General features: G+C 38.1%; 7 protein-coding genes. All 7 read right to left on the reverse strand.

Going from position 1 to position 12,577, the window contains the following annotated elements; translation table 11 throughout:
* Positions 1–102 precede the first annotated feature (102 nt).
* On the reverse strand, positions 103–333 hold the full coding sequence (locus K8B81_RS15955) for a hypothetical protein (RefSeq protein WP_223682557.1): 231 nt from the start codon (positions 331–333) through the stop codon (positions 103–105).
* Complete coding sequence (locus tag K8B81_RS21005) at positions 326–676, reverse strand: DUF6932 family protein (protein WP_394370725.1); 351 nt, start codon at positions 674–676, stop codon at positions 326–328. Before K8B81_RS21005 ends, K8B81_RS15955 begins: the two co-directional genes overlap by 8 nt.
* A gap of 457 nt (positions 677–1,133) precedes the next feature.
* Positions 1,134–3,560 (reverse strand): sugar-binding domain-containing protein, encoded by a 2,427-nt coding sequence (locus K8B81_RS15965; protein WP_223682558.1) that lies wholly within the window; start codon positions 3,558–3,560, stop codon positions 1,134–1,136.
* Positions 3,561–3,642: 82 nt separating this feature from the next.
* A complete protein-coding gene (locus K8B81_RS15970) occupies positions 3,643–7,134 on the reverse strand; it encodes a malectin domain-containing carbohydrate-binding protein (protein ID WP_223682559.1) in 3,492 nt (1,163 codons plus the stop codon).
* 337 nt (positions 7,135–7,471) lie between these two features.
* On the reverse strand, positions 7,472–10,204 hold the full coding sequence (locus K8B81_RS15975) for an alpha-d-galacturonidase (RefSeq protein WP_223682560.1): 2,733 nt from the start codon (positions 10,202–10,204) through the stop codon (positions 7,472–7,474).
* A 117-nt stretch (positions 10,205–10,321) separates the two neighbouring features.
* On the reverse strand, positions 10,322–11,215 hold the full coding sequence (locus K8B81_RS15980; RefSeq protein WP_223682561.1) for a sugar phosphate isomerase/epimerase family protein: 894 nt from the start codon (positions 11,213–11,215) through the stop codon (positions 10,322–10,324).
* Between the two features lie 121 nt (positions 11,216–11,336).
* The gene (locus tag K8B81_RS15985) at positions 11,337–12,485 is read right to left on the reverse strand and encodes a sialidase family protein (protein ID WP_223682562.1); all 1,149 of its coding nucleotides are present in this window, start codon (positions 12,483–12,485) and stop codon (positions 11,337–11,339) included.
* Positions 12,486–12,577: the final 92 nt, after the last annotated feature.

Raw genomic sequence — 12,577 nt, forward strand, 5'->3', positions numbered from 1 at the left:
ATGCCAATCCATAATTGGGGATTAATACTCAATCAGTTCTTAACTATATTTGAAAAAAGGGTCCAACTTTAATTAAAAAGTCAAACCCCGTTATTTTTAAACTTACACACTTTTTAGGACAGTGTCTTTCAAGCGTATATCAATAATCTCTTTTTCTCTTTTCTGTTTTTCGAAAGCAAGATTGGAACGCAATTCAATCATTTGTTCAAGGGTGTTTTTCACCATACCTTTATTGAACAAACTATTGGGATTGCTTTTGAGCAAATTCTCATATTTCAGTAAAGTATCTTCTGAATTTGCAAGTAATTCCTCTATGCGTTCTATACTATACATCTTTTGATAATTGTATTTTATATATTCCTTTGCTGTTCATTTTTCGTGTATCAAAGCCATATGTTGTTATCCATTTTTGCTTTTCAATTTCATCATTTCGATCTATAAAATAAACATCTACTAAATATCTCACTTTAATATTTTCTCTATTTAAAAACAATTCTTCAAACAATTTCTGTTTTCTATCATTTAAATGTTCTATTTCATTCTGGTCTAATAAAAAAACAACATCTATATCTTCTGGTTCAGGTTTATGAGTTGAAAATGAACCATCAATCCAAAGTTCTGCATTTAAACCCAAAGAAAAAAATTCACTCAAATAGGCATTAAATCGATTTATCAATTGCTTTCACTGTTCATTTTCTCCAAAAGGTTCTAAGAAAATTGTATCTAATTGCCACAAAGCAATTTCTTTAAAACCATTTTCAAATAGTGGTTCATATTCTCTTTTATACATTTTACTTTAAAATAAGTTATGCAATTTAATCTTTTTTAATTTATTCTATAAAACACTTCAAATTTAAATATACACAAGTTCTAAAACCGGATTTTTACATTACGAATATAGTATTATTTTTATTACAAATTATTAAGTACAGATTAACTCCCTAATCATTCTCCTAAGACCACTCCCGCATGAGGGATGGAAATGGCATCTTTTTGTTTTCCTTCTTTAGGAAAAGAAAAGATATAATGGACAGCCCGACCCTTGTGGTCATGCCCAAATAATCTACAAAATTATTCCACAAAAAAACTCCATTATCGCTAATGGAGTTCTATAAAATTATTTCTTTAAAGTATTATTCTACTTTTACAATTACAGAAGATGACATTCCGTTTATCCCTGAAGCCGTTAACTGAATATCTTTTTTGTTTCCATTCGACTGGATAATAGCAATACATTTTCCGTTATAGACTTTGCAGGAATTGGCTTTAAATGACTCCAAATTGGCCTGATAACCATTGTCAACACCTACTAATTTTCCGCCACCTGTAACTTCAAAATCTATTTTATAATCGGCATTCGGAACCAGATTTCCGTCTTTATCAACGATTGAAACCGTTACATACACCAAATCGTAAGTATCATTTTTAATGGTTGATTTATTTACTTTCAAATCAATTTTGGAAGCTGCACCAGCAGTGTGAATTTCTTTTTCCAAAACTACTTTTCCGTCTTTTCTGGAAATGGCTTTCAACGTTCCTGGTTCGTATTTTACACGCCAGGAGATATGCAGATCATCATTTTGTTTGGATTTTTTACCTAATGATTTTCCGTTTAGGAATAATTCCACTTCATCGGCATTGTTGTAATATGCCCAAACGTCAACTTCCTGATCTTTTTGCCAGTTCCAGTGCGGAAAAATATGCAAAACGGGTTTGGTTGTCCATTCACTTTGGTACATATAATAAACATCTTTTGGAAGTCCCGCCAAATCGATGATTCCGAAATACGAACTTCTCGCCGGATACGGATATGGATCAGGTTCGCCAATATAATCTACTCCTGTCCAGATAAAAGTTCCCGCCATGAAATCCTGTTTTTTGATGGTTTTCCAGTTTTCTTCGTGCGTTGCACCCCAATATGATTTTACCTGATCATAAGCCGAAACCGTCCAGTCTGCATTTCCGTCAAAAGGAGCACCATGTTTGGTTGGCCACGCTTTAATTCCGTCAGGAAAATCATAATGTCCACGGGTTTCGAGAGCCGAAACACTTTCGGAAGCCAATATTTTTTGACCTTTAAATTTCGTTGGAAAGTCTTTATAATCTTCGTGTTTGTAATTGAATCCCAGTAAATCCAAAGCTCCCGACTGATAAATGAAATTTTTCTCGATTACATTTTCGGTCAAAGCCGAAGTAACAGGACGGGTTTTGTCGAGCGATTTTACGATTTGAGCTAATTCCCTTGTAATCGCAATTCCGGTGCTGTCAAATTGTTCACGGATTTCATTTCCGATGCTCCACATCATCACCGACGGATAGTTGCGGTCACGCTTGATAAAATCTTCCAAATCCTGTTTGTGCCAGGCATCCCAGTCTTTGTGGTAATCGTTGGTTACTTTTTTCTTTTTCCACACATCAGTAAACTCATCCTGAACGATAAAACCCATTTCATCACACAATTGCATCATCTCCAAAGAATGTGGATTGTGTGCCATACGGATGGCATTGCAACCCATTTCTTTCAGCAACGTTAGTTTTCTGCGAAGAGCGTGAATGTTTTCTACCGCTCCCAAAGCGCCATTGTCGTGGTGCAGACAAACGCCTAATATTTTGGTAGGAATACCATTTAACGAAAATCCTTTTTCGGCATCGAAATTAAAATAGCGGAATCCAAGCGGAGTTTCGTAATTGTCGATTAATTTCGATTTCTCATAAATTTTGGTCACCACTTTATACAAATACGGATTTTCAGTATCCCATAATTTTGGCTGATTCAAAGCCAGATTGTGCATCTTTTTTGCAGATGTTTTTGCTTCTATTTTTTCTGTGGAAGTATAATTCGCAACTTCAACATTGTCTGAATTCACAATAGAAGTCACAAGTCTGAATTCTTTTGGGGAAGCATTTTCGTTATCGATATCCACTTCCAAATGAATAGTTGCTTTGTCTTTTGAAACTTCCGGTGTGGTTACATACGTTCCCCATTTCGCCACATGCAGTTTTTCGCTGGCTACCAATCGTACGTTTCTGTAAATTCCGGATCCGGTGTACCATCTTGAATTAGGCTGAGCGTCGTTATCGACTTTTACAGCGATGATGTTCTGTTTTCCGAAGTTCAAATGTTGCGATAATTCATAAGCAAAGGAAATATAACCGTTCGGTCTCATTCCCAAAGAATGACCGTTGATGAATACTTCGCTGTTTTTGAAAACACCGTCAAATTCAACCGAAACAGATTTGTTTTTCCAATTTGCAGGAACAGTAAATGTTTTGCGATACCAGCCTTTTCCGGCCGGCAAAAATCCCTGTGCCTGTTTTGTTTTACTGTCTTTATCGAAAGCGCCTTCAATACTCCAGTCGTGAGGCAATTGCAGACTTCTCCAATCAGCAGTACTGAAATTTGCATTGACTGCCTGTGGATGATCACCTAATTTGAAGTTCCAGTTTTTATTGAAATCTTCTACAATTCTTGTTTTTTTAGCTTGCGCGAAACTTGCTGCTGAAAACAATATTGTTAAGGCTATTGCAATTTTTTGTAAAACGTTTTTATGTTTTTTCATAAGCTTATTTTTTACCGCAAATTCGCAAATTTTATTCTCCCAATTTGGATTAATAATTTGCGAATTTGCGGTCATTTTAATTTTATTGAAACTCAAAATTATCCAACATCAATCCTTTCATATCATCCGATTCTATAGTGATTTTGTAGGTTCCAGCGTTGATGTAACCACCGGAAGTTGTATTCAAAACTTTCCATTTTTCTGTTGCAGACGGAAACTCAATTGTATCATTTCGCATCATGATTCCGTAGGCGTCTTCCATTTTGAATTTAACTTTCAATGGAGTTTCGTTTCGGCTCATGAAACGGAAACGCATCAGGTAAATCCCGGCTACTCCCGGTTTGACTTCAAACTGAATGCTGTTATTCGCTTTCTGTTTGAATTCAACATAATCCGCTTTTTTGAAATTGCCTTTTTCGATTCCAGTTCCGGTTGTTTTGGCGGTTTCGGCTTCTAAAAGTACAACGGGCCTTGAATCGTCTTTTTCGCCCATATCGTAAGTTGGAACGACCGCTATTGTACTATCTTCAAAAAGCACTTTTTCGCCTTTTTTTACTTTTTTATGGAATACCGAAAATTCAACCTTATCGGAATTTTTAACCGTTTCCGTCATCTTTTTGTAACCAGAAATCGAATCTTTCGATTGGGTAAACAGATAAATTTCTGAATCTTCTTTGGTTACAAAAGAACCCGACGATTTTGATGAAATCTGTAAATAATCTGCACCAAAAACTTCTGAAGGTAATTGCGTAAACACAACATCCGAATCTGAATATTGTTTGGAATTAATATCCAGCCAGGAACCTATTTTAGCTTCTGAATTTCCTGCAACATTCTGAATATTTCGAGGCGATGCCTGAGCTCCTTTTATAGTTTTGTCTTTGGTTGCAATCGCAATTGCAGAAATAATCGCCTGACTTGCTTTTACATTCGGAAAAGAAATCGTGATTTTTCCGTTTTTGCTTTTTACTACGAAAGTTTTCTTCAATACCGAATCGTGTCCTACTTCGTTCCAGATATCCAAATCTTTCAAAACAACATTGTCATTGACGGCTACGTCAAACAAACGCCAGCCTTTACAATCCAGTCCGCCTCCGGTTCCATACCAGGGCTCTGTGAAATACAATTCTACCAAATATTCTCCATCGGGAGCAGGGAATTCGTAACGCAGTTTGTCGATTCCGTATCTGAAACTCTGGAATAATTTCCAGTCTTTAGTTCCTGCTATTGGATCGAAAGTACTTCTTTGGCTTGCATAAAAATCAGGCAATTGTTTGAAATTATCCGTCCAGGACAAAGAACCCCAAGTATTTTCTCCGCTTTTGTGAACATCTGCCTGCCAAACATTTCCGTTAGAATCTTTGATTTCACTGCCTCCGGAATTGACTCTGTAAATATAATTATAACCTTTTTTAGGCTGTAAAATTGTTTCTTTTTTGGTTTCTAAAGCATTGAAATTCGGTGCTTTTGGCAAACTGTTCAAAACGATATAATCTTTGGCAACCGCTTTTCCGTTTACATAACCCACGGCATACAACACATTGTATTGAATGTTGACATTATTAAACTGAAAATGCTGTCCGATTCCCGGATTTTTTAGTTTTCCAAGGGATGATTTATTCACATCATTGAACAATTCTACCTCATCGCAATTCGAATACACATCGATTCCGTTTTTGATTCCCGGAGCATCCCAGCGATTCGGCCAGGTATGCGAAACAATATACACCATAGGATTGGTTTTGTTCGAGACATAATTAGCACGGTACATATAATAAGCATCCAAAGGTTCGCCCCAAATGCTGAAAAGTCCTTTGTAATTTACCGGTCCAACCTTGTCGATATCCCTGAATCCTTCACCGTTTTGCGAACGTCCCGGGTTTTCGTGAGAGGCAAAAAGCCAGTTGAACTGTCCTGCGATTTTGTCTTTTACCGACTCGGCTTCACGGACTTTTATTTCCATTAATTGAGAGAAACGGTTTTCGCTCAAAATTCCTTTTTGATCAAATTCGCCTTCGGTGTGCAGGTCGTGTGAACGCCAGGCACCGTATTCGCCGTTCAGCAATTGCTTGCTCATTTCGACATCGTAATTAAACGGATCGCCACCATAGGTTCCTGACCAGTTTTGAACGACATTCCAATCGGTTCCTTCTCCTCCGTTGCAGGTAGTCACGATGCGTTGCGAAGCAGAAAGTGGATCCATTTCACGGATGATTTTAGTGCATTCTTCAGCAAATGCTGCCGGAATGGTACTTTCGTTTTGAAGTCCCCACATTACAACAGAAGGACTGTTTCTGCGTTCCTTGATCCATTCTCGTAATAAGGTTTTGAAATTCTCTTTGAATTCGGATGTGTCGTACCAAATATGCGCTGAAAACTGACTCCAAAAAAGGATTCCATTTTCGTCCAGTTCTTTTTGGTATTCTAAATTATGAGGCTGGTGTGCTTCGCGAAAAGCATTGAAACCGCCCGCTTTTATTTGTTCGATCCTCGAATGAATCTGCTCATTTGAAAACGAATGACTGTTCCCGATTAGGTGTTCGTATTCACAGGTTCCGTTAATGAACAAAGGTTCGTCGTTGATGAAAAAACGATTGTCTTTTCCGTCACGACTCACCGGCCAACTAACCCAACGGATTCCATAAGGTGTTTTAAGCTCGTCTATTTTTTTTCCGTTTTCAAAAATAGTAGTCATCAATTGATACAAATACGGATTGGCTGGCGACCATAAATTAGGTTTTACAATTTCAGGAAGTGTTTGTGCTATTTGTTTAGTTTCACCTGAAGTGTTTTTGATATCACTTTTTATACTAGCAACCTTCTTTCCGTTTTTATCAAAAAGAGTGTTTTCAATAGTCAGGTTTCGGTTTGAAGTTCCGTAGTTTTTGATTTCAGTAGTAACGTTTAAAACTGCTTTTTCTTTGGAAGTTGCTATGTCATTCCAAATATGAACGCCGAAAGGTTCAATTCGAACATCATCGGTAACGACTAAAGTTACAGGTCTAAAAATCCCCATTGGCTGAGAACCTTCAGAGAATCCCCACTCGCCGGAACAGCCTCCGCAAACCCATGGCAAATCGGCAATGAATGAAGGATGTGCTGCTTTAACGATTATGTCATTTGCTTTTTCGAAAGAAACAGCGTTGGTAATATCGACCGTAAAAGTGGTTCTTCCGCCTTTGTGTTCGCCGACTTTTTTGCCGTTTACCCAAACTGTTGCATAGGAACTCACGCCTTCAAAAAAGAGAAAAAGCCTTTTTGAAGAATCTTGTTTATCAACTTTTAAAGTTTTGTGATACCAAGCCGTGCCATGCAGATTTCCGTGTTTGGTTCTTAGAAAACCATAATACTGATCCCAGTTGTGGGGTACGTTTACTTTTTGCCATTGTGTATCGACTTTTGGATTTTGCACAAAAGTTTCTTCCTTTTCCGGAAGCTGATTCAGAACAATGGTTTCCCAGGAGGAATTCAGCGAAACTTCTTTACGAAACTTCGCCTGCTCCTTGCTGCTTTGACTCCATACAAAGCAAGCGCCTACAAAAAAACAAAAAATAAAAAAAACTATTTTCTTCATATCTTTTTAAACCATATAAGTGATATAAGGTTATTTAAGTTCTGGTCTTTTATGCTCATTATTTTGTCATTTCGACGAAGGAGAAATCTCCATTAGTAACTCCGCAAAGAAATGTTGCCAATCTTTGTAGAGCATCTTGCGGAGATCCCTCGTTCCTAGGGATGACAAGATTGTGTTTGCATTCCAAAGACCTAACAGATTTTGAAAACCTATAAGGTCTGGATTATATTGGTTTGCGTGAGGGATAGCAGCGACATCCTTTTGGGGCGGGGTTCGCCCCAAAAGATATAGCGGATAGCCCGACCCGTAGTTTTTACGGAGGGTCACGCCCAAATTCTTAATAGAATAACCAGTCTACCGCACCTTTTTCGCCTGCATCGATGTAACCGACATCACGTGTGGTGATGGTTTGATCGGCGTCGATGAAGCCTAAAATCAGTACTCGTCCTTTACCTAAATCGAGTTTGTTTTCGCCTGGCTGAAAAGTGTAAGTGTGAATATTGATTCTTGCTAATTCTTTCAAATTCACGGCACTTGCCAAAATAACTTCAGCCTGACCGTGTGCATTTCCTGCCGCGTCTGTCTCTAAACTTGGCGGGAATAAAAATCGTTTCTGATCGGAATTGAAATAACCAACCACCAGTTTTACAGCTTTGGTGTTTTTGAATTTCAGGTGAGTTCCGTTTTCGTTTTGTGAAGCTTCATCGAAAGCAATTCCTTTTAGGTTTTGCAATTCAGGAGCTATTTTTGTCAGTTCCGAAATTGGTGTTCCGTACACTTTCGTTCCGTTTTTGACAGCGTAAGTTCCTTTGCTTTCGCTTAATAAAGTTACCTCAGCTGTTTTCCACGGCTTGCCTTCTTTAGTCACAATTTTACCGTCTTTTGATGATTTCAAAAGATCCAGATTTCGTTTGAAATTAGCCAGCTCTCTTTCGTAATGAGGCAATAATTCAGCCCAGGTTTTGTTGTTTCCGTCGTCTCCTCCAATTGGGATTCGGCGTTGTGCCGTCTGCATACTGTTGGCATACAAATAATGATCTTTGGTCAGATTCACCAACAATTCGTAATGTTTGATGCTTTCCTCAAGATGTGGAAGTGCTTTATCCAGATCTGCAATATCGTTGGAATAGCTGTAACGCAATACCAAAATGGCCGCTTTTACTTTTTCCGAAAAGAAATCGGCGAAGGCTCTGTAAGCATGAACATCGTTTTTCAGGCGCAGGAATTCTTCTTTGTCTTTGGTCACTTTTGGCTCGGCTTTGTCGATGGCTTCAACTGCCAGTTTCCCGTGTTGCGTGATTTCGGCAATGATTTGCGTTGGCAATTCACCAACGTGCGGTTCATTGTTCCATTCTTTTTTAGCGTATTCTAAAAGCAATTCACCGACAGGTCCGCAAGATTCGTGGAATCCCGGATATACTCTCCATTTCGCAGGGTTTACCAACTGGCTTTCGAACATTCCTAATAATAAGGTCTGACGGTTTCCTTCTGTGATTCCGAAACGTCTTAATGTTTTTGGGGCAATTTCTCCCGACTCATCATACGCTTTTTGGATATTATTTGCTGCTTCTAAATCAGTTCCGTATTTAGTTACTAAATCTTCATTCCAATATTTAATTTCTTCGTTTCTGTCTCTTTTGCTATTCCATGCATACCTTGCCCAAGCTTTGTACCAAATCCAGTCGCGATCCATTTCGAGCAGTTTTTCGCCTGTTTTTGTTTTATCAGCCGTGTAAGGCCAGTCCCAGTAGGAAGCCTGCGGATACAAATGAAGTGCATTGGCTCCGTGTATGGTGTGCATTGCCTGAACGGTTTTCTGGATAAAATCTGGTGAACCATAACGGAAAGGCTCCAGATTCGCCAAAATATGTACGTTTGAAATGTGAACGGAATTCAGTGAACTTAACTTTTTGTGGATTTCTCCCCAAGGTCCGCCAGGCGTGTACGTCGTCAATGATTCGCCATTGTATTTGTGCATTGTGTACAGGTTTTTATACAACGGAAGCGATTTTTCCATAACCAACGGTGCATCAGTATCGTGCGCACGAAGGATAATTGGCGGTTCTTCTGTTTTCCCTAAAGCTTTTAATCCGTCCTGAACGCCCGGAATAATGGTTTTGGTAAACCATTCCACATCATCATCGATAGTATTAATAGCTTCTCCAAGACATACCAGCAATCCGACATTTGGATATTTTTCGATAAATGCTGTGATTGATTTTTTAGTATAATCAGCTATTTCCGGCGTGATTGGGCGTGAACGATCCTGTGTTTTGATATTGTAATGCTCCGCAAAAGGTTTGGAAACAATTATGTTATAGAACATCTGAATTACCCAGATTCCTCTTTTGTTGGCTTCTACGGTCAGATAGTTATAAATTTCTTCGTTCTTTTTGAAATCTTCTTCGCTTACTTCCAGTGCAAACGGATAATCTTTTAATTTTACCAAAGAAGCAAATGGATGTCCATTCCATAAATACAGGGAATTTAGTCGGTTGTCAACCATCATATCCAGGTATTTTGTCCATAGTTTTTTATCATAAAACCATGGGAAAGATTCCGGTGTGTATGGATATTCGTAAACGTCTCTTCCCGGAAGATAAACCGGTTTCTGCACTCCGATACAAGATCCTCTCAACACCATTTCAGGGCTGTCTTCGATATTGATTTCAGAAGGAATTTCGCCTGAAGTTTTGATGCGGTCAGCCAATTCCATTGCACCATACAAAGCTCCGGTTGCATCGGTTCCTTCAATATAAATGAAGTTTTTTTGCGTGCGGATTTGAAAGCCTTCTTTTTTCGTTAATTGGCTGTCTTCGATTTTAGCAGTTTTGGCGTTTTGTTTCCAAAAGTCGGTTCCTTTTTCGCCAATTACGATTACTTTGTCTTTTGATTTTTTCGGTGCTTTGTCTGCAAAAACTACTTTAAGTCCTTTTGCTGTTGCTGTTTCGGATAGTTTTTCGGCTCCATATTTCGCCCTTGGGGCATTGGCATCACGAACAATTGTGATGTTTTGTGCCGATGCAAAAGTGGCGTATAGTCCTAAAAAAAGTAAACTTAAATATTTCATTGTGTTTTTATTTTTTGACCACAAATTGGTACAAATTACAATCTTGATTTTTTTGCCACAGATTAAAAAGATTTTTTAAAATCTGTGGAAATCTTTTTAATCTGTGGCTAAATAATTTTAATTCTGAAAAATGCGTTTTAAATATGCTACATTCGCTCCGTAATTGGCTTTTACGTTATGCACCTGTGTCACGTCTCTCGAACGTTCTACGATTAGCCAACCACTCCATTTCATTTCGTCCAGCGTTTTTTTGATTTTTGGCATATCGACATTTTTATCGTTTTCCAGCCACACAGTATCTGTTGTTGAAGCGTGGATCTGAGCCAGGTATTTTTTGCCTAAAATCTTCAATTCGGTTGCGATGTCTCTTCCGTTATCGACTGCATTGGCAAAATTGAAAGAACTTTTAATGTGTTTACAGCCAATTTCTTCCAATAATTTTTTCTCTTCGGTCGCATTTAATGAGGTTTCGATTGCAATTACTCCGCCAATTTTACCGACTTGTTTACCTGCCCATTTTAATCTTTCGATAATAATCGGACGCAATTCTGGATTTTTAGTCAAATCGCTTTCAGTTCCCAATGGTAGATAAGCGACTTTTACCTTCATATTTTTCATTGTTGCCACACAATCGTTGATCATCAGGTTAACGGAATCTCTTTTGGCAAATGACTGTGCATAAAAACCGGACATAGCGATAGAACTGATTCCGACACCTGTTTCTTTGGATTTATCCAGAAACTTTTGTCTTTCTATCGGATCTCCCAATTTACTGTCGAAGGTTGGCCTTTTTCCCAATCCGCCCATATCGAGTTCGATTCCGTCTGCTTTTATTTCGCTTGCCAAACCAAAAGCACCCAGTTTTTGTCTTTTTAAAATCATCCAGTCGCAAACGGCTACTTTGTATTTTTGCTTTTTATTGGATTGTGCTGAAACTACATTACTGAATGTTCCTGATAAAACAACCAGCATTGCAATAAACATGCTTCTTTTAAAATTTGTTGACTTCATAATTATTATTTTAATTAATGCAGATTAAAAACAATCTGTTAAATCTGCTAAATCTGCGGGAAAAATTACTCTCGCAGATTTAGCAGATTATGGAGATTAAAATTCTTTCTGTATGAATATCTTACTCTTCTTCTGCTTTAACAGCTTTTACTTCAACGCCTTCCTGTCCCGGCCAGATTCCATTTTTGATTGGAAGTGCGACCAATTTGCTTGGGTCAATTTTTACGTATTTCAGTTTTTGTCTTCTCCAGGTATATACGATATGCACCATTCCGTCTGAACTTTGAATTATTGATGGATAGGAATATTGGCTGATTTTTGAGTCTTCCAAAACTAAAACAGCATTCCAGTTGATTCCGTCATCAGAGATAGAAAGATTCAAAGGCGTTCTTGGTCCTTTGGCTTCTTTTCCCGGAGGCAAAACGTGATTATAAACCAATAAATGTTTTCCGTTTTTCAATGTTACAGCATCGGTTCCTGAATTATTATTTGGCAAACCAATGAGTTCTAACTCCGACCAGGTTTTTCCGTTGTCTTTTGAAAAAGTACTGAAAATGGCTCTGTTTTTAGTTCTTCCAATTGCCTGAATACTTCCGTCTTTATGAAACAAAATACTTGGCTGAATGGCATTTATTTTTTGTTTTCCTCTTGAAATGGTATCGCCCAAAACCCAGGTTTTCCCGAAATCAGGAGTTGATTCCATACGCAAATGCCAGCCATTTCCTTCGGTACTTGAAGGAAGCAATAATGTTCCATTACTCAATAAAACCGGTTTATTTTTGATTGGCCCCAGAAAATCTTTACTTGGCATATCAATCTTATCAGACCAGGTTTTTCCTCCATCAGAAGAAGTTCTGTAAACACCCCACCACTCGGATGGTTTTGGTCCGATTTTATAAAATAACATCAAATCGCCACCCGGAATTTGGTACAAAACCGGATTCCACGTTGGAAATCTTGATCCATCCGGCATTACACCATCAGCTACTTTAATAGGTTCGCCCCATTTATCGCTCCCTTTTGGTTTTATGGCAGAATAAATACAAACATCAGGATGCCTTTCGTGACTTCCTCCAAACCAGGCTGACACTAAATCTCCGTTCGTCGCTTCCTCAATAGTTACAGAATGGCACGACGGATAAGGCGCTTTCTCATAAATGAATTCATCTATCAAAATCCCTTCTTTCCATGTCTTTTTTTCCAAAGCAGATTTACAGCTTCCCAAAAGTAGCAGTCCGAAAAGGGCAATAGTTAGCTTAGCAAGTTTCATTATTTTATTCTTTTAAAAATTATAAGGTTTATTTTCAATGAATTACACAAATATCCGAATATAAAATTTCATTAAGTGTAAAAATAACACTA

The organism is Flavobacterium hibisci, from assembly GCF_020026925.1.
GTDB lineage: Bacteria > Bacteroidota > Bacteroidia > Flavobacteriales > Flavobacteriaceae > Flavobacterium > Flavobacterium hibisci.

Bases quoted from the DNA above. Each gene is read 5' to 3' on its own strand.
- K8B81_RS15955 (WP_223682557.1), bottom strand. From the start codon at position 333: ATGTATAGTATAGAACGCATAGAGGAATTACTTGCAAATTCAGAAGAT.
- K8B81_RS15970 (WP_223682559.1), bottom strand. From the start codon at position 7,134: ATGAAGAAAATAGTTTTTTTTATTTTTTGTTTTTTTGTAGGCGCTTGC.
- K8B81_RS15985 (WP_223682562.1), bottom strand. From the start codon at position 12,485: ATGAAACTTGCTAAGCTAACTATTGCCCTTTTCGGACTGCTACTTTTG.
- K8B81_RS15975 (WP_223682560.1), bottom strand. From the start codon at position 10,204: ATGAAATATTTAAGTTTACTTTTTTTAGGACTATACGCCACTTTTGCA.
- K8B81_RS15965 (WP_223682558.1), bottom strand. From the start codon at position 3,560: ATGAAAAAACATAAAAACGTTTTACAAAAAATTGCAATAGCCTTAACA.
- K8B81_RS15980 (WP_223682561.1), bottom strand. From the start codon at position 11,215: ATGAAGTCAACAAATTTTAAAAGAAGCATGTTTATTGCAATGCTGGTT.